The organism is Sedimentibacter acidaminivorans (genome assembly GCF_017873955.1).
Lineage (GTDB): Bacteria > Bacillota > Clostridia > Tissierellales > Sedimentibacteraceae > Sedimentibacter > Sedimentibacter acidaminivorans.
This window is the reverse complement of the sequence record NZ_JAGGKS010000001.1, coordinates 649,718-674,091: the sequence shown is the minus strand read 5'-3', so window position 1 is coordinate 674,091 and position 24,374 is coordinate 649,718. Positions and strand designations below refer to the sequence as shown.

General features: G+C 31.8%; 21 protein-coding genes and 1 pseudogene. 20 read left to right on the top strand and 2 right to left on the bottom strand.

Features of this window, described 5'->3' with window-relative positions:
• Window positions 1–23 precede the first annotated feature (23 nt).
• Window positions 24–1,028: a permease gene (locus tag J2Z76_RS03065; protein ID WP_209510504.1), complete on the bottom strand. Its 1,005-nt coding sequence runs from the start codon at window positions 1,026–1,028 to the stop codon at window positions 24–26.
• 564 nt (window positions 1,029–1,592) lie between these two features.
• Here J2Z76_RS03065 and J2Z76_RS03060 point away from each other — a divergent pair.
• From J2Z76_RS03060 to J2Z76_RS02995, 15 genes and pseudogenes are all read left to right on the top strand, one after another.
• Entirely contained in the window at window positions 1,593–2,027 is a 435-nt protein-coding gene (locus tag J2Z76_RS03060; protein WP_209510503.1) for a GNAT family N-acetyltransferase, read from the top strand.
• Window positions 2,028–2,252: pseudogene (locus tag J2Z76_RS16555) on the top strand (hypothetical protein); the annotation flags it as partial. It abuts the gene before it with no gap.
• Between the two features lie 396 nt (window positions 2,253–2,648).
• Window positions 2,649–3,734, top strand: a complete 1,086-nt coding sequence (buk, locus tag J2Z76_RS03055; protein WP_209510502.1) for a butyrate kinase — start codon at window positions 2,649–2,651, stop codon at window positions 3,732–3,734.
• Window positions 3,735–3,795: 61 nt separating this feature from the next.
• Window positions 3,796–5,172: an aldehyde dehydrogenase family protein gene (locus J2Z76_RS03050; protein WP_209510501.1), complete on the top strand. Its 1,377-nt coding sequence runs from the start codon at window positions 3,796–3,798 to the stop codon at window positions 5,170–5,172.
• 29 nt (window positions 5,173–5,201) lie between these two features.
• Window positions 5,202–6,101 (top strand): phosphate acyltransferase, encoded by a 900-nt coding sequence (locus tag J2Z76_RS03045; protein WP_209510500.1) that lies wholly within the window; start codon window positions 5,202–5,204, stop codon window positions 6,099–6,101.
• A gap of 91 nt (window positions 6,102–6,192) precedes the next feature.
• The gene (locus J2Z76_RS03040) at window positions 6,193–7,464 is read left to right on the top strand and encodes an MFS transporter (RefSeq protein WP_209510499.1); all 1,272 of its coding nucleotides are present in this window, start codon (window positions 6,193–6,195) and stop codon (window positions 7,462–7,464) included.
• A 76-nt stretch (window positions 7,465–7,540) separates the two neighbouring features.
• Window positions 7,541–8,335 carry an SDR family oxidoreductase gene (locus tag J2Z76_RS03035; RefSeq protein ID WP_209510498.1) on the top strand — a complete coding sequence of 265 codons (795 nt, stop codon included), beginning with the start codon at window positions 7,541–7,543 and terminating at the stop codon, window positions 8,333–8,335.
• A gap of 12 nt (window positions 8,336–8,347) precedes the next feature.
• Window positions 8,348–10,036, top strand: coding sequence for a thiamine pyrophosphate-binding protein (locus J2Z76_RS03030; RefSeq protein WP_209510497.1), 1,689 nt, complete (start codon window positions 8,348–8,350; stop codon window positions 10,034–10,036).
• 38 nt (window positions 10,037–10,074) lie between these two features.
• Window positions 10,075–11,037 (top strand): zinc-dependent alcohol dehydrogenase, encoded by a 963-nt coding sequence (locus J2Z76_RS03025; protein ID WP_209510496.1) that lies wholly within the window; start codon window positions 10,075–10,077, stop codon window positions 11,035–11,037.
• A 217-nt stretch (window positions 11,038–11,254) separates the two neighbouring features.
• Complete coding sequence (locus tag J2Z76_RS03020; RefSeq protein ID WP_209510495.1) at window positions 11,255–11,971, top strand: FadR/GntR family transcriptional regulator; 717 nt, start codon at window positions 11,255–11,257, stop codon at window positions 11,969–11,971.
• Window positions 11,972–12,251: 280 nt separating this feature from the next.
• Window positions 12,252–13,532 (top strand): MFS transporter, encoded by a 1,281-nt coding sequence (locus J2Z76_RS03015; protein ID WP_209510494.1) that lies wholly within the window; start codon window positions 12,252–12,254, stop codon window positions 13,530–13,532.
• Between the two features lie 419 nt (window positions 13,533–13,951).
• Window positions 13,952–14,152 carry a glutaredoxin gene (locus tag J2Z76_RS03010; protein WP_245210281.1) on the top strand — a complete coding sequence of 67 codons (201 nt, stop codon included), beginning with the start codon at window positions 13,952–13,954 and terminating at the stop codon, window positions 14,150–14,152.
• Window positions 14,153–14,302: 150 nt separating this feature from the next.
• Window positions 14,303–14,857, top strand: coding sequence for a rubrerythrin family protein (locus tag J2Z76_RS03005; RefSeq protein WP_209510493.1), 555 nt, complete (start codon window positions 14,303–14,305; stop codon window positions 14,855–14,857).
• Between the two features lie 144 nt (window positions 14,858–15,001).
• Window positions 15,002–15,499, top strand: a complete 498-nt coding sequence (locus J2Z76_RS03000; RefSeq protein WP_209510492.1) for a GNAT family N-acetyltransferase — start codon at window positions 15,002–15,004, stop codon at window positions 15,497–15,499.
• A gap of 244 nt (window positions 15,500–15,743) precedes the next feature.
• Entirely contained in the window at window positions 15,744–16,925 is a 1,182-nt protein-coding gene (locus J2Z76_RS02995; RefSeq protein WP_280922354.1) for an MFS transporter, read from the top strand.
• Window positions 16,926–17,087: 162 nt separating this feature from the next.
• Here J2Z76_RS02995 and J2Z76_RS02990 read toward each other — a convergent pair whose 3' ends face one another.
• Complete coding sequence (locus J2Z76_RS02990) at window positions 17,088–17,654, bottom strand: cupin domain-containing protein (protein ID WP_209510490.1); 567 nt, start codon at window positions 17,652–17,654, stop codon at window positions 17,088–17,090.
• Between the two features lie 232 nt (window positions 17,655–17,886).
• Here J2Z76_RS02990 and J2Z76_RS02985 point away from each other — a divergent pair, with 232 nt between their 5' ends.
• The 5 genes from J2Z76_RS02985 to J2Z76_RS02965 all read left to right on the top strand — a co-directional run bounded on the left by J2Z76_RS02985 (window position 17,887) and on the right by J2Z76_RS02965 (window position 24,317).
• Window positions 17,887–19,194: a metallophosphoesterase gene (locus tag J2Z76_RS02985; protein WP_245210304.1), complete on the top strand. Its 1,308-nt coding sequence runs from the start codon at window positions 17,887–17,889 to the stop codon at window positions 19,192–19,194.
• Between the two features lie 192 nt (window positions 19,195–19,386).
• The gene (locus J2Z76_RS02980; protein ID WP_209510488.1) at window positions 19,387–21,135 is read left to right on the top strand and encodes a methyl-accepting chemotaxis protein; all 1,749 of its coding nucleotides are present in this window, start codon (window positions 19,387–19,389) and stop codon (window positions 21,133–21,135) included.
• A gap of 224 nt (window positions 21,136–21,359) precedes the next feature.
• Window positions 21,360–21,887, top strand: a complete 528-nt coding sequence (locus J2Z76_RS02975) for a cysteine hydrolase family protein (RefSeq protein WP_209510487.1) — start codon at window positions 21,360–21,362, stop codon at window positions 21,885–21,887.
• Between the two features lie 36 nt (window positions 21,888–21,923).
• Window positions 21,924–22,310 (top strand): iron chaperone, encoded by a 387-nt coding sequence (locus tag J2Z76_RS02970; RefSeq protein WP_209510486.1) that lies wholly within the window; start codon window positions 21,924–21,926, stop codon window positions 22,308–22,310.
• Window positions 22,311–22,823: 513 nt separating this feature from the next.
• The gene (locus tag J2Z76_RS02965) at window positions 22,824–24,317 is read left to right on the top strand and encodes an aldehyde dehydrogenase family protein (protein WP_342455004.1); all 1,494 of its coding nucleotides are present in this window, start codon (window positions 22,824–22,826) and stop codon (window positions 24,315–24,317) included.
• Window positions 24,318–24,374 lie beyond the last annotated feature (57 nt).

Here is a 24,374-nt window from a genome sequence, read left to right as displayed (position 1 = left end):
TAATTCTCCCTTTGTTATAAAATTTATATAAACATATACCCGAAGGCATTAAATGTATATCCAATTATTATGATACCTATAGTTACTAATCCAAAGAAAGTCCATAAAAGTCTTGGTTTAACAACTTGTTTTAACATAATCATTGAAGGTAAAGATAATGCTGTAACTCCCATCATGAATGAAAGTGCGGTTCCAAGACCTACGCCTTTTGCAACTAAAGCCTCTGCAATAGGCAATGCTCCAAATATATCAGCATACATTGGAACACCTACAAATGTTGCTATAAGTACCGAATACCATTTATCTTGACCAAGTATTGTGCTTATAACAGATTCAGGTATCCAGTTGTGAATTGCAGCTCCTATGCCAACGCCTATAAGAATATACAACCAAACTTTTTTAATTATTGATTGTACCTGTTCTTTTCCAAAGGCTATTCTGTCTTTAACAGTCAATTCTTCCTCTTCAACATCAGCAGACTTATTTCCATATACAAAAGGTTCAACATATTCTTCAAGATGTAACTTGCTGATTATAGTTCCACCGATAACTGCCAGTAAAAGTCCAACCACGACGTAGGCTATTGAAATTTTCCAATTGAAAATACTTGCTAATAATAGAACTGACGCCAAATCAACTAATGGGGAAGAAATTAAAAATGAAAATGTGACGCCTAATGGTAATCCCGCACTTGTGAATCCTATAAATAAAGGAATCGAAGAGCATGAACAAAACGGTGTTACAGTACCCAACAATGCCCCTAGAACATTACCTGATACACCATTAAATCTTCCTAGTATTTTTTTCGTTCTTTCGGGTGGAAAGAAGCTTTGTATATATGAAATTATAAATATCAATACTGATAAAAGTATGAATATTTTAATAACATCATATATGAAGAAGTGAATGCTTCCGCCAATTCTTTCCTGTACACTTAATCCAAAGACATTTTCTACTAAAAGCTTTATTAGTTTTGAAAGCCACTCCATTTTAAGTAATTGGTTATTCAACCATTGAAATATAAACATTGTATTTCTCCTTTGATATTCTGTATTATGATATATTATTCACATTTTCGTCTATGATATAGATGAATTTCTTCAAGCCTTTAAGAGATTATTTATTAATTGAATATTTGGTCATGTTCCCATCTTTTCGGCTCATTACTAAACCACTTTCGCATAAAATTTTCATATTTAGTTATTTTGCTCATAGACGTTTATCTATATATGCATTATATTCGACATATAGATAATTGTCAATATGTCATTAAAAATATTTTTGACATTGATTTCTATGGTAATGAATTAAAATTATTACACAAGCATAATAAAATATATTGACACTATATGCTGCTTCGGTTAGTATTTTAGTTATTAAAGTACCAGTTCCCTAACTAAAATTCCCTAACCAAAATCTCAACCTTTTGCTTCTGTACTGAATTCATCTTTGTCATATCCAACAATAGGGAAAAAATATTTATTTGTTTAGGAATAGAAAACAAGCATACAGGACTGTTTTTGCTTATAGTATCTTACAAATATTAAAATTTATTAAATAGTGAAGAACTAAAAAAAATAGGAGGTAAATAAATGGATTTAGTTGTGAAACGATTTGAAGAATTATCTGTTAAAGAATTATACAAAATATTGCAAGTCAGAGTTGCGGTATTTGTTGTGGAACAGAATTGTGTATATCAGGAAGTAGATGATAAAGATCAATATTCATATCACGTGGTTCTAAAAGATAATACAGGAATAAAGGCCTATTTAAGGGTTATCGACAAAGGGGTGTCTTTTGAAGATGTATCAATTGGAAGAGTATTGACACTAGAAAGAGGATGTGGATTAGGAAACAAGATTCTTTTTGAGGGTATAAAGGTTGCTAAGGAGAGAATGAATGCGGATAGAATAATAATAGAGGCTCAATCTTACGCAAAAGAATTTTATGAAAAAGCAGGATTTAAGCAAACATCAGAGGAGTTTTTAGAAGATGGAATTCCACATATCCAAATGGTTTTAGAATAATATCTTTGTGAGGTAATAAAAACTATATCAATATTTGATTTTACTATGTTTCTAGGTGAGATTGTTGCTGTATAAGCAAATAAAACCTGTTTAGAAAACGGAAGGCCCAATGCACTCAAAGATAAACCAACATTTTTAATCATTGAAAATTTAACTCTCTCCACTTTAATTATAACATATAAGATTTATAAGTATAGGCTATTTGCAAGTGATATAATGCAATAGTACATTAATGTTATTTATGAAAAAGAAGATATATACTATCTCACTTTGGTGAAGATTATGTTCCCTCAGACTAAAAGTATGGGGGAATTTTCATTAGGGGGCTTACAATTATATAAAATTAAGGCTTGTTAATAGATTTGCATTGGCATCGGGTAGAGTCTGAATGGTTTGCTTCGGAGTTTTATATAATATTTATAAAATAATTATTGCTTTTTAAAAAAGTTAGTGATACAATACAAATATAGTATGTAGTATGTAGTACATAATACTTAACGAATGCATGATGCATAATGCATTTGATATTCAAGTTCTTTGAAGTTGGAAAATAAAGATGGAGTTCGAATGTTAAGAAAACGAGTTCCTGTAAATGAAATTTAGTATAGAAAGGAATAGAAAATGCATAGAATATTGGTTATTAATCCAGGTTCAACTTCTACAAAGTCAGCAATTTATGAGGACAGAAAATGTAAAGCTGAACAATCTATAGCGCATTCAACAGAGACATTAACACAAAACCCACTTACATGGCAACAAGTCGAATTAAGAAGGAATGGTATTCTAAATTGGATGCAAGAAGAAGGATTTAGCTTAAAGGATATTGATGCTTTTGCTATACGTGGTTGCAAAATTAAAGGGTGTAGCAAGGGTGGTACCTATTTAGTAAATGACACAATAAGAAACGAAATTTTTGGCCAACATAATCTTGATAAAATAGCACCTCATGCTTCAAGACTTTCACTTCCAATAGCATTAAGTATGAGTGAAGCTGAAAGGGTTGACATACCTATATTTATTACTGATCCACCATGTGTTAATGAATTATCTGATATTGCTAAAATATCTGGACACCCGTTTTTTACAAGAGAAAGCGTATTCCATGCTCTTAACAGTAAAGCAGTGGCCCGTAGAGTAGCAGAGGAATGGGGTAAAAGATATCAGGAATGCAAGTTTATTGTTGCTCATATGGGTGGCGGTATATCGGTTGGTGCTCATAACCTGGGTCGTGTGACAGAGGTTAATGATTGCATATCTGGCGGAGGAGCATTTTCGCCTAATCGTACGGGAACATTGCCGGTGGTTCCTCTTGTTGAATTTTGCTTTTCTAATAAACACACAAAAGATGAAATAATCCGCATAATTAAAAATAACGGTGGAGCTCTTGCTCATCTAGGAACTGATGATATGCGCGAAGTTGAAAAACGCATTGATAACGGAGACACTCATGCAGAACTTATATTTAATTCAATGGCTTATCAGGTAGCTAAGGAAATCGGCAGCTGTTATGCTTCTTTATGCTGTCAGGTAGACGCAGTTATATTTACAGGTGGAATGGCTAATTCTAAGCGACTTATTACTGAAATTAGAAAATATGTTGAGGAATTGGGAAATATTAAAGTTGTTCCAGGTGAATATGAGGCCGAAGCTCTTGCCTTTGGGGCTCTTCGTGTTCTAATGAAAGAAGAAGAACCAATAATTATTTAAAAAATTATTTTAATAATATGCAATATATTAATAATAAAAAACATTTAGGAGGTCTTCCGTTATGGAAAACAAAACTTATATTGATGGTTTAATTGAAAATGCAAAGAAAGCACAGAACCTTCTTGAAGATTACAATCAGGAACAAACTGATGCTTTAGTTAAGGCAATAGGTAAAATTATTTATGACAACAGAGAAATTCTTTCTCAAGAAGCTGTATCTGAGACTGGCCTTGGAGTATTAGCTGGAAAAGTTTCTAAACATGATAAAGTTACAACAAGTCATTGGGCATTTTTAAAAGACCAGCCCTCTGTTGGATTAATAGAAGTGGACGAAGTCAATGGGATTTATACATATGCTAAACCAGTTGGTGTTGTAGCATGTTTGACACCTTCGACAAATCCAACAACAACAGCTGTAGGTAATGCTATGCATGCAGTAAAGTGTCGTAATGCAGTTGTTGTTTCCCCTCACCCAAAGGCAAAAAATTGTACAGCTCATGCCGTATCTTTGATGAACAAAGCGATTGTATCTTTAGGTGGACCAGAAAATTTAATTCAATCTATTGAAGAACCTTCATTAGAATTAACAAATGAACTTATGAGTAAAGTTGACGTCATAGTAGCTACAGGTGGCAGTGCAATGGTTAAATCTGCTTATTCAAGCGGTAAACCTTCTTATGGCGTTGGACCTGGAAATGTTCAGATAATAGTAGATAGAGATTATGATAATTATCCACTTATGGTTGCACAAGTAATGGGAAGTCGTTTGTATGATAATGGTATGCCATGTACTGGTGAACAAGCACTTATTCTCCCAAGAGAAAAAGCTGACGAAATAATAAAAATATTTGAAGAAAAAGGCGCCTATATGGTTACAGATTCAGCAGATATTCAAAAATTACGCGAAGCAATATTCTTGAAAGGTTTCAATGGACCAATAAATGTAGATATTGTAGGACGTCCAGCAGCAGAAGTGGCAAAATATGCAAATATTTCAGTGCCAGAAGGAACGAAATTATTAATGACTAAATTAGATAAGTATGGTAGCGATGAAGTTCTTTGCCGTGAAATAATGTGTCCATTTATCCGTTGCTTTGTTTATGATGATTTTGAAGATGCAATTAATATTGCTAGAACTAATCTCTTTATGGAAGGGGCAGGTCACTCATCAGGTATATATTCAAATAATGATGTGAATATCCAATTAGCGGGAAGTCAAATGCCAGTTGCCAGATTTATGGTATGTCAAGCTAATAGCAATGTAGCAGGCAACACTTTTAGCAATGGACTTGATCCTACAATATCCATAGGATGTGGTTCGTGGGGCAACAACAGTATTTCCGAAAATCTTACTTATAAGCATTTGATGAATAAAACACGAGTGTCTTTCATTATAAAAGATGCACCAAATCCAACGGCAGAAGAAATTTGGGCTTAATATTTATCAAATAGAAAGAAGGTTAAACAATGATTTTTAAATCTCTTGATGAAATAGTTAGTAGTATGCAAAAATGCTCTGACAAAAAGAGGATGGTAGTTGCAGGTGCTGATGAAAGCCATACATTAGAAGCTGTGAGCATCGCAAAAAAAGAAGGTATAATTTCAGCAATTCTAGTAGGTGACTCTGTAAGAATTAATGAAATCCTCAATGATTTAGGTGAAGATTGCTCAGAATATGAAATTATACATAATTTAGAAAATCCTGTTGATATAGCTGTTAAACTTATTCATGAAAATAAAGCTGATATATTGATGAAAGGAAATATTCAAACTTCAACTTTGATAAAGTCTGTATTAAATAAAGATACAGGGATAATGAAGGGAGAACTGCTTTCACATGTATTATTTGTTCAAGCACCAGCATATCACAAAATATTCGCTGTGACTGATTCAGCCATAATTCCAAATCCTGACTTAAATCAGAAAAAAGCTATTTTGGAGAATACGGTAAATGCAATGCTGAGCTTAGGATATGATGATCCAAAAGTTGCAGCATTGACTGCAGTTGAGGTCGTTAATCTAAAAATGCAGGAAACTGTTGATGCAGATGAATTAAAAAAACTTAATCAAGTTGGTGAGATTAAAAATTGCATCGTGGAAGGACCAATTTCTATGGACCTTGCATTTGATAAAGATGCAGGTAAAATAAAAGGATTTACCAGTACAGTTGTAGGTGATCCGGATATTCTTCTAATGCCTAACTTGCTAGTTGGAAATGTTGCAGTAAAAACATTAAAAATATTTGGCCAATCTACAGTTGCTGGTTTAGTGCTGGGTGCTACTGTTCCAATTGTATTAACATCGAGGTCTACGGCTACAAGAAGCAAGTATATGTCAATTGCAATCAGTGCTGCTATTGCCATATAGCATATAAATAATCCGAAATTATCAGTAACAAGTAAATTTTAAAGTAGGTCGAGCCTATAAATAAAAAATTATAATATGGAGGAATTAATTTATGTCAACAACATTGCAGTCAAAGGGTAAAAGTTCTTTTAGATGGGTCATGTTACTATTTGTTTGCTTGTTTTATTTCTTGATTCTCGGTTTTTGTAATCAATCATTTAACATTTTACTTGGTACAATTACTACCGATATGGGTTGGGAAGCTACACAGCGTACAGCAGTTGCTACAGCAATGTCAACAGGTATGATATGGTTTGTATTTGTTGCAGGAATTATGATGGATAAGTTCAGTGTTAAAAAAGTGCTTGGATCCTCAGTTCTTATCTGTGCTGTGTTAATTTTATTAAGAGGTCAGGCTAAAGGTTTTATGTTTTTCTTCTCAATAATGTTTTTGTTCGGTGCTGCTAGCGCATTCTACATGCCTGCTACAACAAAAATTATTACTCTGTGGTTTGATTCTGATGAACTTGCATTAGCAAATGGTTTTCTTACAGCAGCAAGCCCTATGGGTCAAATTACTGCTAATTATTTCGCAGTTAAAATAATGATGGCTATTGGTGGATGGCAAACATTTTACTCAATGATTGGTATATGTGTTGTAATAATTACTGTAGCATTCTTCGCTTTAGGTAAAGATAGAAAAAGCACTGAGGCCTCACTTGTTTCTAGCACGCTTACAGTAAATGATATTGGCTTATGGAAAAATATTAAGGGAATTTTGAAAGTTCCATATGTATGGTTAATGATTATAGCTAACATGTGTTTTCTTGGATCAATATATGCAGGAGGTACATATGGACAGTTAGTTCTTCAGACAGATCCTGGCTGGATGATTGATAAGGCAGTTTCAGGTAGAATTCCAGCATGGAATAATATGTTTTCTATGTGTGCTTACATCTTAGTTCCTTTATTCATAGCGAAGATTGGGAGAAAGCATTATACAAAAATAGCTATTATTTGTGGAATTGTAGCACCAATCTGTTTTGTAATAGGTTACAGTAGCTATAATGTTACAATAATCAGTGTTATGATGGCATTGTCTGGTATTTTTTACGGAGGAATTGTTCCTGCCCCAAAAGTTTTAATGTTATCACATCCTGAAGTATCTGGTCCTCGAGCTGGTACAGCATTAGGATTGTATGTAACTGCTGAACGAATAGGTATCTCTTTCTTTATTGCAACATTGGGTACGCTTATATCTTCGGCAAATATGCAAATGAGTCAGGTACTATCTTATTTTTATTTATTACAATTAATTGCTCCAGTATTAATTTTTATCGGTATATTTGTTAAAAAGAATGAAACGAAAAAAGGAGCAGCTTAATCAGAGTTTCGAAGAAATTTGACTGCACTATATATTGGTGTGATTCTGTATGATTAAATAAGAAGGGACAAATCATATGAAACAAATAGACTTATCAAATAAGGTTGCAATTGTTACAGGTGGTGCAGGAGACATAGGAGCAGGTATAGTAATGTGTCTTGCTGAATGCAGTGCAAATATTGCAATCGTAGATATGAATTTAAAAATCGCAAAACTTAAAGCAAAAGAAATAACAGAAAAATATGGAGTCGTTTCAAAAGCTTACGAATTAGATATTTCAAAAGAAACAGATATAGAAGACGTATTTGCATTAATAAAAAACGATTTCAATGGTATTGACATACTGGTTAATTGTGCAGGATATGCAAAGGAAGGTAAAAATTATTATGAAACTCCCATGGATATTGCTCGTAAAACAATGGATATAAATCTTCATGGAACAGGTATGTGTATTAAAGCAGCACTTAAATATATGCTGCTTAAGCATTCCGGCAATATAGTAAACATAGCTTCAATTGCAGGAAGAATTGGTACAGCAGGTTCAGCAAACTATTCTATCTCCAAAGCTGCGATAATTGCAATGACACAATCTGTTGCAAGGGCACATGCAAAAGAAGGAATTAGAGTAAATGCAGTTTGTCCAGGTTATCTGCTAACAAATATGTGGAAGCAAGGTGTTGAAAAATATAGCAAGCTATTAAATAAAACACCTGAAGAAACATGGAAGAAGTTAGCTTTGGATAACATAGCTACTGGTAGAGAACAAGATGTTGAAGATGTAGGTTATGCAGTTTGTTTTTTAGCTTCAGATCTGGCAAAAAATATAACGGGTCAGAGTTTGAATGTATGTGGTGGATCACGATTTAATTAAGGAGGAGAAATGATGGCAAAATTGAATGGCGGACAATTGTTCGCAAAAGCGTTAAAAAAAGAAGGTGTGGAATGTGTGTTCACACTATCAGGTGGGCATATAATGCCAATACTTTATGGTTGCAGAGAAGAAGGAATTAAAATTATAGATGTAAGGCATGAATGCTCTGGTGGTTATGGAGCAGATGCATATGCTAAAGTAACAGGCAGACCAGGTGTTTTAATTACAACAGCAGGACCTGGAGTGACAAATGCTACAACAGCTATGGCAGAATCCTTTGAAACAGGTATTCCAGTTATTCATATTGGTGGAGGTTCTCCTCTTATAGAAAATGAAACTGGTCCACTTCAGAATGTTGCGAGTTTTGAATGTATGAGTGCATTTTGTAAATGGTCACGTAGAATTTATCACGCGAACAGAGTACCTGAATATGTTGCAATGGCATTTAGAAATGCTCTTGATGGAACACCGGGACCAGTCTATCTAGAAATTCCCGCGGATATTTTGCATGGTTCATATGAAGAAGATACGATTTATTGGCCAAGAGATTATAGAGCTACAGAACATGGTTTTGGAGCGACTGGTCTTATAGAAAAAGCAGCAGATGCTCTTATTGCAGCAAAAAAACCTGCAATGATTATCGGAGAAGCTGCTAGATTTTCTGCAGAATATGCTAAAGAAGTTGAAGAGTTGGCGAACTATTTAAAAATTCCTACATTTGCCATGATAACATCAAGGGGTTTGTATGCTGATGAAAGTAAAAATGAGTTATTTACAATTGGAGATGGCGGAATGGCTGCTGCTGATGTAGTACTAGAACTTGGCGTAGATCATAGCTATAAAATTGGAAAAGGCAGAGCACCAAGAATTAACAGCAGTGCATATCGTATAATGGTTCATCCTGATGGAAAAAAAGTTGGATATAATGCACCGGCTGATGTTGCAATTATCGCAGGAGCAAGTGCGGCTGCAAAACAGATTTTAGATATTGTAAAGGCTAAGACATCACCTATTACTGATACGGCATGGGTTGAAGAAGCAAAAGCTATTACATTAAAAATGAAAGCTCCTTATATAGAGGCTGCAAAATCTGAAATAACTCCAGTACATCCTGGTAGAATTGCTGCAGAAGTCGCTAAATTTGTTAATGAAGAAGCACAGGAATGGCATGTAATTTGTGATGGTGGAGATGCAGCAAGTTGGATGGATGCTAATTCAGTAGCTCGTTATCCCGGGCAAGTTGTTAGATACGGTCCATTAGGGACAATAGGAGTAGGCCCTGGATTTTCATTGGGAGCATGGGCTGGAGATAAAAAACCTGTATTATATTACACCGGTGATGGTAGTTTTGGTTTCTATTCGATGGAATTTGATTCATTTGTAAGACATGGAGTTCCTATAGTTTGTGTAATTAGCAATGATTCATCATGGGGAATGATAAAACTTTCAGAACAGGCTAAGAGAGAAGAGTATATTAAAGAACATGGTCATTGTGCTACAACATTAGCAGAAATGAGATCGTACGAAAAAATGGCTGAAGTATGGGGTGGAGTTGGTGTTAAGGTTACAAAAATCGAAGATATAATTCCGGCTATTCGTAAAGTTAGAGATTCTGGTTTGCCAGGTATTGTCAATGTTCAGTGTGATAAAGAGGCAATGTCACCACCTACTGCAGCATTTGCAGGGGTTAAGAAAAAATAAAAATCCGTATTGATTTTAAAAATTAGGAGGATTAATATATGAAAGCATGTGTATTAGAGGAAGTAAATAAGTTAGTTGTAAAAGATTTTGAAATGCCTAAAATAGTATATGATGATGATGTGCTAATTAAGGTAAGTAAGGTTGGAATATGTGGTTCAGATGTTCACATGTGGAGCAATGAAAAAAAGATTGGGCTTGTAATGGGACATGAATTTTGTGGAATTGTTGTTGATCCTGGAAAAAGTAATTTTAAAATTGGTGAAAGAGTTGTTGTTATTCCAAAAGGTCCTAGAGGATATAACTCAACACCAGGAGTTGTTGCTCAAGGAGGATATGCAGAATATTTTTCAGCAGCAGCAGATTATTTAAGAAGACTACCTGATACAATAAGTGATGATACTGCAAATATGTTAGAACCTACTGCTATTGCATATAATGCTTTACTAAAAGCAAATATTAAGTATGGGGATAAGGTGCTTGTTACAGGTGCAGGTATCATAGGACATTTATGTGCTGAATGGGCAAAGGTTATGGGCGCAACATATATTGCTATGACAGAAGTAAATGATAAGAGAATATTAAAAGCGAAAGAAGTTGGAGTTGCAAATGAAGTGTTTGATGCAAGAAATTCTGAAATAGTGCAGCTATTGAAAGATGTAACAAACGGAGGGTTTGATAAAGTTATTGAATGTACTGCAATCCCGGCTTCTGTAAACATGAGTCTGGACGTAATTAAGGAAATGGGAACTCTTATGTTTGTTGGTGTTTCATATAAGCAAGTGCCTATAGACGCACTTAAGCTTATAATGAAAAACATAACCATGATTGGTACATTTGGATCATCTATAGTGTTTGATAAGGTTCTAGAATTACTAGCATATCAACCTTTCAATATAGAAAAATATATTACAAAGAATATTGGTTTGAATGAAATTCAGGAATGTTTTGAAGAGCTTCATAGTGGAACAAGCGACCAAATTAAAATTGTTATTACCCCATAAGATAATTATGTATCAATAAATAAAAGAAATGCATAATACTCTGTCTAGTATAAAAGTCAAGGTATTATGCATTCTTTTTAGAAGGTAATTAAAATACAATATAAGAAAAAAGCATTGCATTATATGTTGCTGTTGATGTATAATTAATGTAATGTAGTATGTAATACATTACAGAAATTCATTTCTATTAAAAGATAAAATATAAAGTGGTGATAAAATGTCAATGGAAAATATGTTAGTACCAATAAAAAAAGGATCAGTTTCGCAATTAATAATAGACAGAATTACAGATGCTCTTATTTCAGGTGAATTGAAACCTGGAAGCAAGATACCAACAGAAATAGAGTTCAGTGAAAGTTTAGGGGTAGGAAGGAATTCTGTTAGAGAAGCTACAAAGATACTTGAATCTTTTGGTGTTCTAGAAGTTAAACAATCTGAAGGAACTTTTATAGCAAAAGAATTTAGTCAAAAAATGCTTGACCCTATGGTGTATGGTGTTATTATGCAAAATGGAGATATGAGTGAGCTTCTGGAGTTTAAATTATCAAATTTACGTGCAGTACTGCATATGGCAGTTTTTAAAGCAATAGAAAAAGATATTGATGATCTTCAGGAATGTTATGTTTTTTTATGTGATACAATTAAAAATCATCCTGATGACGAAAAAGCTATCTACGAAGCCAACAAAGAGTTCCACGATACATTAGCTAAAGTCAGTGATAATAGGTATATGTATCAGATTAATACTGTTATTATGAAGATCTCAAAATACTCTCGAATGGGTGGTATAAGATCTGCTATTAAGGAAGGTAAGACTGAGGAGATAGCCAATGTGTGTAAAGCATTGTTGGATTTAGTTAAGACACGTGATGTGGAAAATATTAATCCTGTGTTAGATAAAATATATGAATACTGGAAACATTTATTATTATAATTGCTTAAAACTATATTAGTTTTAAGCAATTATTATGAAAACCTCTAAACTGATTAAAATCATATGCTTCAGTCTAGAGGTTTTTATTATGGAATTAATTAACAGCATATAAAAATGTCTACAAAATTATAAAAAATGCTAAAGTAATAGTTGCACTTTACTAAATTTAATGATAATATGGTAGTATGTAGTATGTAGTATGTATGACAAAAATTTAGACACTCAAAATAAAGAATGTGCGCGCTAATACAGTTCGTCATAATGAAAGGAATTAATAATGATGGAAAATAAATTTGAGAAAACCGGAATTCGAGTAGCGATTGGATGTTTCGTAATTATGTTTATACACCTGGGTACACTTGGTACAGCAGGACTTTTTATACCGCAGTTAATTAAGTCATTAAATGTACCTGTAAGTCAGGTTTCACTAAATGTAACATTTTGTTCATTGACCGGTTTTGTTTTTAGCTTGATGGTAGGCAAACTTAGTAAAAAAATATCAGCAAGAATGATGATTTTTATAGCTTCTATTGCAGGTATATTGCATTATTCGATCTCAGCTATGGCTAATGGAATAGTGCTTTTATATATTGGTAGTATTATAGGGGGAGTCAAGTTTGGACTTGGTACACATACTAGTAACGCAACTATAATTTCGCAGTGGTTTAAGGACAAAAAAGCAACTGTAATAGGGATAGTGTTTAGTGGTGCAGCATTCGGCAGTGCAGTAATGATGTATATCTCTGGAATTTTGATTGAAAGTATAGGTTGGCGTTCAACATACCTTATTTTTGCAGCGCTACACCTATTCATAGCAATTCCTATTAATTTGATTATTCTTAAAGAAAACAAGGTAAAGAGTAACTATATAGATATAAAACAAAATTTTTCAAATGAACCATTAACATTAGATGCTAATTCGTTGACTATGAGAGAAATACATAGAAGCGCTTCATTCTGGATGTTGCTTATCAGTATGCTATTATGTGGAACTTTGATAGTAGGTTTTAAAACATTTGTACCATCGTTTTGGCAATCTAACGGTATGTCCGCACTCGCATCTTCAAAATATATAAGTATTTTTATGATAATTGCTACTATAGCAACTATGGTTTCAGGAAATATAGCTGATAAATTTGGAAATAAAATTTATATTGTTTATTTACATTCTGCATTTTTTATAGGAATAATATGTGTGCTGCTATTTTATAATAAAATTGATACAATTCATGTTATAATTCCAGTGATTTTGGTAGCAGTTGCTTACCCGTTATATGGCTCTATCCCTGCTACTGTTGCTACGGAATCTTTTGGTATCAAAAACTATGATAAAGTGTGTGGAGAACTGATGGCAGCTTTTTTTATAGGTCAGGCAATTGTGTCTCCTATAATTGGTGGCTTGCGTGACATAACAGGAACATATACATCGGGGTTCAAAATAATAGCAGTTTTTGGCTTAGTTTCTTGTTTGCTGATAGAATGTGCAATTAAAATTTCAGCAGCAAAAATAGAAAATGTTAAAACTAAACCAGAAGTTAATGTAGAAATAAAAAGAGTATAATTTATTTTTAGTAAATAATTCAATCGATTTTGGGTGGAAGAAGCAAAGCTCATAATTTGAATTGGTAAAAAAATTATCCTTAGGCCTTTCGTTTTCTAAGTAAGTTGAAAGGGAATGGATATGGTACATCAACGTTTCAATTAATATTAACAAAATATTTATTATTATGTGTTATTGTTGAATTTGTAAAAATATTGACAGATATATCGGATATCGATATAATTATAATGAAAAATGATATAATGGTTAGCATAATAATGATAGTAAATAAGAAAGACAGTATTAGTAAGCTGTCTTTCTTATTACTATCCATAATCAAAATATTGTTATTAAAATAGTTAGTGAGGGTAAAAATGAAAAAAAATTTGATGTTTGGAAGTAAGCATTGACCAGAATGTTCACCAGCAAAAGAGTTACTTTTGCAAAATGATATAAGTTATTTATATTTAGACATTACTGAAAATATGTTTAATCTGAAAAGATTTTTAAAATTCAGAGACAATTATGAAGTTTTTAATGAAATAAAGTTAAACAATAGGGTAGGGTTACCATGTATTGTTGTAAATAATGGGGAAGAAATAATTTTTGATATTGAAAAAAATTTATATAAGTTAAAATAATAAATTAGCTTTGTTACTTAAAAGTAATTAGAGTGATATAATATATTATTTTTAGATAGAAAAATTAAATTATAATTTTTAGAATAAAATTCTTCTTTTAAAATAATAATATTAAATGATATTTAATTATAAAAAGAAGAGGTACATATAATGAAAGTTAAAAATGCAATGACTGCGGACTTCTTACGTTCAGCATACGGTGGAGAAAGTATGGCTCATATGAGATATCTCATATGGGGTGAATCAGCGAAAAAGGACGGCTATCCTAACATAGGAAGACTTTTTGATGCTGTCGCTTACGCAGAGTGGGCTCATGCTAAAAACCATTTTAACGTACTTAAAGATGAAGCAGGTGATAATACTGTAGCAGCAGGTGCTGTATTCGGTCATACTAATATAGTTGAAAATCTTCAAGGTGCAATAAATGGAGAATTGCATGAAATAGAACAAATGTATCCAGTTTATCTAGAAACTGCAAAATTTCAAGATGAAAAAGATGCATACAAAGCATTTCACTATGCGTTAGAAGCTGAGAAAATACACGCAAAGATGTTTGCTGATGCACAAATTTCAGCAAAAAATAAAAAAGATATTGGAGATGAAAAAATTTATGTATGTCCAATATGTGGTTATACTGAAATAGGAGATAACGTTGAAAAATGTCCAGTTTGCGGTGCTAAAAGGGATATATTTAAAAGTTTTTAGATAATTATTTTTACATTTCAAATAATTAATTATGGCAATCAATTATATATTGGTTGCTATCATTTTATGCATTTTTTTAGAAATAAGTTGACAAATGTTTTTTAGTATCTTAAAATCAACCTAAAAAGAAGGAAGGGAAACTTTATGCATATTAGAAAAACTAAGCCTAACGAAATAAATACAATAATGAAAGTATATTCGACAGCAAAAAAGTTCATGAAAGATAATGGAAATCCAAATCAATGGGGAAAAGAATACCCTGAGATATCTTTAATTGAATGTGATGTAGAACGTGGAAATAGTTTCGTGTGTATTGAAGATGATGAAATTGTAGGAACATTCTATTATATAGTAGGCGAAGAGCCTACTTATGCAAAAATTTATGAAGGACAGTGGCTTGATAATCACTCTTATGGTGTAATTCATAGAATTGCTTCTGTTGATGGTAAACGAGGGGTTGCAACATTTTGCTTGGACTGGTGTTTTAAGCAGTGTGGAAATATACGTATAGATACTCATCGTGATAATATTCCAATGCAAAAATTATTAGAAAAGACAGGTTATACTAAGTGTGGAATTATTTATTTAGAGAGTGGTGATGAAAGAATTGCATATCAAAAGAACGTTTCTAAAAATAACTAACATTGCAAAAGTAGATAAATGGAAAGATATGCTCAAAGCTTGAATTTTTAAAGATTTTAGTTGACAAGTTTATAGAATCAAAGGATAATATAAATTATATATGGAATTATTTGTATAACGAATCATATATTGTTATCATATTTGTTCATCGCTAGAAAAAAGGATGTGAGTTGAAATTTTAAAATATTCAAAGAGGTATTTTGATGATTATAGGAACCTTCCTAAGCCTATATATTATATTTTTTTGTCACGAATTATTAATTCTATGGGCGCTTTTGTAGGACCGTTAATAACTTTATTGTTGACAGATAAGATTGGTTTATCAACAGGAGAGGCTGGTTTTTTTGTTACAATTTCAACATCTATGTTTGTGCCTGCATCCATGATTGGTGGATATTTATCAGACCGCTTCAATAGGAAAAATACTTTGTGTATATTAACACTTATGCAAGCTTTGTGTTTTTTGGTATGTGGATTCATTGAGTTGTCAATGATAGTTCCAGTGCTTTTATTGATGGCTTCATTTTTTTCTGGTGCAGCGCAAACTTCTAGTGCTGCAATGACAGCAGATTTATCAGACAAAAATAACAGGCAAGGGGCATTTTCGCTTTTATATCTTGGAGGCAATATTGGTTTTTCTATAGGCCCTTTAATTGCAGGATTTTTATATAGAAATTACTTACCTTTATTATTTATTGGTGATGCTCTTACCACAATATTAGCTGTGATTATAATATTTATAAACGTTCCAGAAACAAAGCCTCAGTATGTTATTGATGAAGAAATTTTGGTTGATGATTTTGAACGTGCAGAAGAAGGTTCAGCTATTCAAGCATTGCTAAAAAGACCACAAATATTAGTTTTTGGAATAATTTCAATTCTTATTTCCTTTTCATATTCACAAGTTCATTTTTCTTTACCACTGTATTCAAATGCCATATTTGGTTTTAATGATGGACCTAGAATTTTTGGTGCCCTCATGAGTACAAATGGTATTGTTGTAGTTATAATGACAATTTTTATAATAGGGTATACTAAAAAATTCGATGCCTCTTTTAATGTAGCATTGTCAGCAATATTTTGGGCCGTAGGGTTAGGTATGTTGTACTATGTTAAGTCATTTAAGATGATGATTATCTCAACTATAATATGGACAATAGGGGAGATACTTCATGCAACAAATGTAGGAGTTTATATTGCTAATAATTCTCCAAAGTCACATAGGGCGAGATTTAATTCATTATATGGCATTATATCTGGAAGTGGGCAGGCAATGGGGCCGGTAATAGTAGGAAAGTATTTGCTAAATAACCCAATAAAAAATGTATGGGTAATAACTTTTTTTATTGCTTTGGGTTGTGGTATTATTATGTATGGTTTTAATGCATATGAAAATAGAAAATATAAGAAAATAAAAATAGAATAAAATAGATTGGTAGTGATAAAAAATATCTGTAAACTTAAAGCAGTTGAATTCAATAGAAATATAGTATCTGTTATTTGGTTTAGTTGGTTATATTTTATATGTAGTTCTATATAAATAAAGATAAGTTAAGGGAGACATATAAATGTCTCCCTTAACTTATCTTTATTCTGAAGCTTCAGCATCTGCTTTAGTTTCATGGATTGTACCCTTTGGGTGTTGAGGTGGTGCATAAATAGAGTACAGTTTCAGTGGCTTATCTCCTGTATTAATAAGGTTGTGCCATTTACCAGCAGGTATAATGAATGCAAAATCATCATATACATCTTTTTGAAAATTTAAATTATCTTTATTATCTCCCATTTTAGTTATCCCGCTACCTTCTTCTATACGTATAAATTGGTCTAGTTCTGGGTGAACCTCTAAACCTATATCTTCACCAACTTCGATACTCATTAAAGTTACCTGTAAATTGTCTCCTGTCCATAAAGCTCTACGAAATGCATTGTTTTGTTTAGTGGCTTCATCAATGTTAACAACAAAGGGTTCTGGACCGTAATCATCAAACATTACTGATTGCTTAGAAAATTCAGAGTCATACATAGTAACATTTACCCCAAAAGGGTATGGGTATATTTTACTGATATTATAAAAATATTCTGAACCACACATTGGCGTGTTAATATTGTGGGGATTTATATATGGTTTATTAAAATTATACAATTTATTCATTCCTTTCACAGTGTTATAGAGTTATAATATGAATGGTGTTTACAATATGTGATTTATTCTTTAGGATTAAAAATCTTTTAAATTTGTTTCGTAAGGTAGGTGTTTGTCTAAATTCATTTATTGTAATAATTTATGTTACTTTTCTAGTGATTAGGGTATATAATATAATAAATATTAGTGGCTTTATTTTTAATATAAATATATCTATGGAAGGTGATTGTTTGTGAGAAAAATGCTTATTGTAATTATTTTAGCAATAATATTAATTATAATAACTATGAAATTTTTAGAATCTAAAAGTACTGCACATTCTAATTTAATCAAGTCAGATGACGAGTTTCTTTTTTTCATTATATCAGACCCTCATTTTATCTCTAAGAAAGCTCATGACAATGGAAAGGCCTTTAATAGTTTTATTATGTCTGGAGATAAACTAGTTCAATACACATATGATTTTATTAATGCTATAAAAGAAAACGTTATAGAGAAAAAACCTAGTTTTATATTAGTAGCTGGTGATTTAACTTGTAATGGTTTAAAAGAAAGTCACCTTGATTTATCAAAAAAATTTAAAGAAATTGAAAAAGAAGGTACGAGTATATTTGTTATACCTGGCAACCATGATATTATGAATGGTAACTCTATGTATTTTTATAAAGATAAGTCACTTAATTCGCAAAGTATAACAAAAGAGTCATTTACTAAAATTTATGCAGATTATGGATATAACGATGCAATATCACTAGATAAAGAATCGCTTAGCTATTTAGTTGCACCAACTGAAAAGAAATGGCTGTTGATGATTGATTCTACAAATGATTATCCTGATGTTGGAGGGTCTATTAAAACATCAACATTGTATTGGATAGAGAAATGTTCAAAGCTTGCAGAAAATAACAATGCATCTCTTATAGCTGTAATGCATCATAATTTGATACACCATAGTAAAATAATTAATAAAGATTATACTATTTGCAATAGTGAGGAATGTTTAGAAGTTTTTCATAAATGCAATATAGATGTAGTATTGACAGGTCACATACATTTGCAAGATATTAAGTCTCATAATTATGGAGATAAGATATTATATGATATTGCAACAAGCTGTTTAGTGGTTTATCCACATCAATATGGAGAAATTCAATATTTACCGAATAAAGGATATAACTATAGAACACAAAAACTAGACATGGAAAAGTATGCTTTTATGAATAAAATTAATGATGAAGCACTTATTAATTTTGAAAAATATTCAGAAGAATTTTTTAAGCGAAATTGTTGCAAGAATCAGAAAACTTGTATAGGTGATTTAGAAGAACTGAGCGAGGAACAAAAAAATGAAGTGTTTAGTGTTGTTTCGGAAATTAACAAGAGGTATTTCTCTGGTTTTAGAAATGAAGCATTAGACGATTTGTTAGATACTAAAGGTTTTAATTTGTTGAAAAATCTTCCGCCCTGCAATATTAGAAACTATGTAATGGCTATATTAAATGATGAAAGAACGAATAATAATCTATTGTTTATACCAGAAAATAATTGACAATAAGATAATAATTTTTTGATATTATACTATATTTATTTAAGGTTAATTTATTAAGGGAAGAAATATAGTATATTTAAAAATTTCAAATTTAAACTTACCAATAATTTCATTTACTAATTTTATTGTATGATTAAATTATCGATGTTACAATATAGCGATTTAACATTTAAATTTGAAAGGAGATGTTTCATGAAATCATTAAGAATAAGAACAAAAATGGTAATACTTCTAATGATAGTTATCCTTACAATTTGTTTTGTAGGTATAATGTCAATTTTTGAAATGAACAATCAAAAAGATTTGTCTTTAAATACTCTTGAAAAACAGATTAGAGGAAATTTTGATACAAATATTAAAGAGCAAGTCCAAAATACACATTCAATGCTTCAAAGTGTGTATGACTTATATACTAAAGGTATATATACATATGATGAGGCAGAAAAGTTAGGCGCTAATTTACTTAGACAGTTAAAGTACGGTGAGAGTGGTTATTTTTGGGCAGATACTTTGGATGGAACTTGTGTTGTTTTGCTTGGAAAAGATACAGAAGGAAAAAACAGAGCAGATGCAACAGATGCTAATGGGGTTGCTTATATTCAAGCAATAAAAGCTGCAGGAATGCAAGATGGAGGAGGTTACGCTGACTATGAATTTCCTAAAGATGGTGAAACTGAACCATCACCAAAGCGCAGCTATTCTCTTTTATTTAAGCCATTTAATTGGATTATAGGAACAGGTAACTATACAGATTTCATTGATACTTATATAGGTGAACAAAAAAGTATTGTAGAAAATCAAATTAGTGATTCTATTAGGCGAATGGTTTTGATTGTTTTGGTATGCTTAGGCATTACGATTGGTTTTGGTTTATATATAATTCTTAGTATTGTTATTCCAATAAGAAAGTTAAACAAAGTAACTAATGAGTTGGCAAAGGGAAATTTAGATGAGGTAATTAATATTGAGACTAAGGATGAGGTCGGAGAGTTAGCTAATTCCATGAAGTTATTAACTAACAGATTAAGGATTTATATAGATTACATAAGAGAAATATCTGGTCTTTTAGAAGAACTAGGAAAAGGAAATTTACAATTAAATTTTAAAAACTCATATGATGGTGATTTTGCAATAATTAAAGAAGCATTAATCGATACATCTAGTATGTTAAATGATATACTAACACAAATAAATTTATCTTCAATTGAAGTAGCTAATGGTGCAGGACAAGTTTCTTCTGGTTCACAATCACTTGCTCAAGGCTCAACTGAACAGGCAAGTTCAATTCAAGAACTATCAGCAACTATTCACGAAGTTTCAACTCAAATAAGAAAAACTGCAGAAAAAACAGAAAATGCTAAGAAAATTTCTTCGGAATCAAGTTTATATGTAAATCGTGGACAAGCTCAAATGCAAGAAATGATTAATGCTATGAATGAAATAAGTACTGCATCTAGTGAAATAGGTAAAATTATTAAAAATATTGATGATATAGCATTTCAAACTAATATACTTGCACTTAATGCAGCTGTTGAGGCAGCTAGAGCAGGTTCAGCTGGTAAGGGATTCGCTGTAGTAGCAGAAGAGGTTAGGAATCTTGCTGGAAAATCTGCAGAGAGTGCAAAAAATACAGCAGTTTTGATAGAAGGTTCTTTAATTTCGATTGAAAAAGGAACTAAGATAGTTAGTGAGACTGCAAGATCTCTTGAAGAAATTGTTTTAGGAACTAAAAAGTCAGATGAGATTATTCAGTTTATTGCTGAAGCTAGTAATGAACAAGCTATGTCAATTTCACAAGTTAATATAGGGGTAGAACAAATATCTGCTGTTGTTCAGACAAATTCAGCTACTGCTGAAGAAAGTGCTGCTGCAAGTGAAGAACTCTCAAGTCAGGCTCAGATGTTAAAGACGTATATAAGCAACTTTAAATTGAAAGAGTAGGTACATACAAGACGAGTCGTTAAAGAAGATATTTCTCGCATATTTGTTTGATTTTTTATGAAGATAAGTACTACGAACCAACATGTAGTGTATTATGGATTATCAATTTGAAAATATTATTTGCTATATAAGAATTAGAATATAAAGCAAGAATATTGAATAAAACTCGATAAATAAAAAAGACAGGTGAAGTGAAATCGTGTCTGGGAAAATGGAGGAATAAAATGAAAAAAATATTAGTGGTAATTGATTATCAGAATGATTTTGTAAGTGGGGCACTTGGGTTTGAAAAGGCGGTAAAGCTGGAGGATTCTATAGCACTTAAGATTGAGCAATATAAAAATAATGGTGATGAAGTAGTGTTTACTTTTGATACCCACACTATAGATTATCTTAATACACAGGAGGGTAGAAACCTTCCTATACAACATTGTGTAAAGGGTACACATGGATGGGAGTTATATGGTAAAATCGCTGGTTTTTGTGATGATAAAACTAGATGTTTTGAAAAAAATACATTTGGATCAATGGAAATGGCAGAGTATCTTAAACAAAATGAGTATGAACAAGTTGAGTTGGTTGGTGTTGTATCAAATATTTGCGTAATTTCTAATGCCATTTTGGCAAAGGCTGCTTTGCCAGAAGCCCAAATCATTGTAGATTCAACATGTGTTGCAAGTAATGATGGTAATTTGAATACAGCAGCATTGGATGTTATGAAGAGTTTGCAAATTAAAATCACAGGCATATAATAAATATAACTAGAAAATTTAGGAGAAACCAGAATAATGGGAGAAAATAAAAAATCTTTTCAGACAATTGATGAATATATACTGCGATTTCCAGTTGAAGTACAGGAAAAACTCAAAATGCTGAGAAAAACTATAAAAGAAGCTGCTCCTGAAGCTAAGGAGAAAATTAGCTGGCAGATGCCGACTTTTTATTTATATGGGAATCTTGTTCATTTTGCCGCTTATAAGAATCATATTGGGTTTTACCCTGGGACTAGTGGGATTGAAAATTTTAAAGAGAAAATTTATGAGTATAAGAGTTCAAAAGGTGCAGTTCAATTTCCTCTAGATAAACCATTACCATTAAAACTGATTAGTGATATTGTACAATTTAGGGTAGCTGAAAATATAAAAGAAGAAGAAATAAAAAAAAGAAAACTATAAAATATCAACTATTAAAAAAAATCTTATAAAATAGAAATCATACCTCCAAAGTAGATAATGTAAATCAATTAAAATTATCTACTTAAAGAGGTATTTTTTGCATGCATTATATAAATATGTCTTTATGCGAAAAATATAGTGAAAAGAATAGCTGCTTAAATAAGATATAATAAACACATGTAATTATGGTAAATATATATGTATTAATGTTTGACTTTGCTATCTGTGATATTTATATAACACATATAAATTCCATAGAATGAAACTAATTCAAATAAAACATAGCATAAATTGATAGTTTTTTTATTCGTTGAAAAAAATATTAAAATTTATATTGATTTTTTCACATATTTATTATACAATAAAAGTAAATTAACAAACTTTAAATATTGAAATGTTTATTACCAGCTTGCAATCGATAATTATAAAATTATTGTTGTGTGTGATCATAATAATTTCAATTAGATATTGTTAGGCGGGAAGTTAAGTTGATTATTTTAAGGAGGAAATAAAATGAGTAGACAAAATAATATGAAAGATCGTTATGCTGAATTGAAAGTTAATGAAGATGCAGCTAATGAAATTGATGAAGCATTTGCAAAAGCAGATAAAGCTCAAAAAGAGTTTGAAACTTGGAGTCAGGAACAAATTGATAGGACGATTCAATCGGTTGCACAGATAGTTGCAAATTCTAAAAATTTCCATGAATTAGTTACAATGGGTATTGAAGAAAGTAACTTTGGGGATCCAATTAGCCGTGAAGCTAAGAGATTTAAAATCCGTGGTATCCTTCGTGATTGCTTGAGAGAAAAATCTGTAGGTATTATTGATGAAATTCCTGAGAAAAAAATTGTTAAATATGCAAAGCCAGTTGGTGTTATTGCATGTATTATTCCAGCTACTAATCCGGATCTTACTCCAGCAGGTAATGCAATTTATGCATTGAAAGCAAGAAATGCAATTATTTTTTCTCCACACCCTCGTACTGCAAAGACAAGCCAAAGAACTATAGAGTTAATGCGTGAAGGTTTGAAGAGAGTTGGAGCTCCTGAAGATTTAATTCAAATACTAGGTAAAAAAGCTAAAATAAATAAGGCTACATCTGAAGCATTAATGACTAAATGTGATATGGTTATTGCTACTGGAGGACAAGGGGTTGTACGTCGTGCATATCAATCAGGTACTCCTTCTTATGCAGTTGGTGCTGGTAATGCAACTATGATTTGGGATGAAACAGCTAGTCAAGATTTGCATAAGGCTGCATTTAATACAATGCGTTCAAAAACATCTGATTTTGGTTCTGGTTGTTCTGCAGATGGTAACATTGTTATTCATGAGAGTATTTGGGAAGATGCGCTTAAAGAATTAGTTGAAGTTGGTGGTTATAAGCTTTCTGAAACTGAACAAGAAGCAGTTAAAAATGCTATGTGGGATAAAGAAATGCATAGACTTTCAGATACAGTTGCTTTATCACCTCAAGATATGGCAAAAGCTGCTGGATTTGAAATTCCAGAAGACAGAAAGTTCCTAATTGCATCATATGATACAGGAGTTTATAACTCATCATATGAAGGTATATGGTGTCGTGAAAAATTAACTACTTTATTGGCTGTTCATAAATATACTGGTGAATTCCAAAATGCTATAGATTCAATCATGTCAATACATGAAGTTGGAGGAATAGGTCACTCTGTTGGTATTTTCTCATTTGATGATGACCACATTCACAGACTTGCAATGGTTGCTCGTGTTGGACGTATTATGGTTCGTCAACCACAATCTAAGGCAAATTCAGGTAGCATGAACAACGGTATGCCTATGACTTCTTCAATAGGTTGCGGTACATGGGCTGGAAATGCAACTTCTGAAAATATTCATTTACATCATTACATGAATGTAACTTGGGTTTCAAGAGAGTATGATAAACCTGATCAACTTATAGATTCAGAATTATTTGGTGAGTTTTACGATCCAGAATTAGAAAAAGTTCAGTATTCACCATATTAAAAAGTATTGTAAATATAAAATGACACTTTATAAAACTAAAGTGTCATTTTTTTAATA

Excerpts from the sequence above, each read along its gene's own strand:
- J2Z76_RS02970 (WP_209510486.1), top strand. The coding sequence starts at position 21,924 with ATGGGAGAAAATAAAAAATCTTTTCAGACAATTGATGAATATATACTG.
- J2Z76_RS03030 (WP_209510497.1), top strand. The coding sequence starts at position 8,348 with ATGGCAAAATTGAATGGCGGACAATTGTTCGCAAAAGCGTTAAAAAAA.
- J2Z76_RS03020 (WP_209510495.1), top strand. The coding sequence starts at position 11,255 with ATGTCAATGGAAAATATGTTAGTACCAATAAAAAAAGGATCAGTTTCG.
- J2Z76_RS02980 (WP_209510488.1), top strand. The coding sequence starts at position 19,387 with ATGAAATCATTAAGAATAAGAACAAAAATGGTAATACTTCTAATGATA.
- J2Z76_RS03025 (WP_209510496.1), top strand. The coding sequence starts at position 10,075 with ATGAAAGCATGTGTATTAGAGGAAGTAAATAAGTTAGTTGTAAAAGAT.
- J2Z76_RS03065 (WP_209510504.1), bottom strand. The coding sequence starts at position 1,028 with ATGTTTATATTTCAATGGTTGAATAACCAATTACTTAAAATGGAGTGG.
- J2Z76_RS03015 (WP_209510494.1), top strand. The coding sequence starts at position 12,252 with ATGGAAAATAAATTTGAGAAAACCGGAATTCGAGTAGCGATTGGATGT.
- J2Z76_RS03060 (WP_209510503.1), top strand. The coding sequence starts at position 1,593 with ATGGATTTAGTTGTGAAACGATTTGAAGAATTATCTGTTAAAGAATTA.
- J2Z76_RS03000 (WP_209510492.1), top strand. The coding sequence starts at position 15,002 with ATGCATATTAGAAAAACTAAGCCTAACGAAATAAATACAATAATGAAA.
- J2Z76_RS02965 (WP_342455004.1), top strand. The coding sequence starts at position 22,824 with ATGAGTAGACAAAATAATATGAAAGATCGTTATGCTGAATTGAAAGTT.
- buk (WP_209510502.1), top strand. The coding sequence starts at position 2,649 with ATGCATAGAATATTGGTTATTAATCCAGGTTCAACTTCTACAAAGTCA.
- J2Z76_RS02985 (WP_245210304.1), top strand. The coding sequence starts at position 17,887 with ATGCTTATTGTAATTATTTTAGCAATAATATTAATTATAATAACTATG.
- J2Z76_RS02975 (WP_209510487.1), top strand. The coding sequence starts at position 21,360 with ATGAAAAAAATATTAGTGGTAATTGATTATCAGAATGATTTTGTAAGT.
- J2Z76_RS03005 (WP_209510493.1), top strand. The coding sequence starts at position 14,303 with ATGAAAGTTAAAAATGCAATGACTGCGGACTTCTTACGTTCAGCATAC.
- J2Z76_RS03045 (WP_209510500.1), top strand. The coding sequence starts at position 5,202 with ATGATTTTTAAATCTCTTGATGAAATAGTTAGTAGTATGCAAAAATGC.
- J2Z76_RS03035 (WP_209510498.1), top strand. The coding sequence starts at position 7,541 with ATGAAACAAATAGACTTATCAAATAAGGTTGCAATTGTTACAGGTGGT.
- J2Z76_RS03040 (WP_209510499.1), top strand. The coding sequence starts at position 6,193 with ATGTCAACAACATTGCAGTCAAAGGGTAAAAGTTCTTTTAGATGGGTC.
- J2Z76_RS03050 (WP_209510501.1), top strand. The coding sequence starts at position 3,796 with ATGGAAAACAAAACTTATATTGATGGTTTAATTGAAAATGCAAAGAAA.
- J2Z76_RS02990 (WP_209510490.1), bottom strand. The coding sequence starts at position 17,654 with ATGAATAAATTGTATAATTTTAATAAACCATATATAAATCCCCACAAT.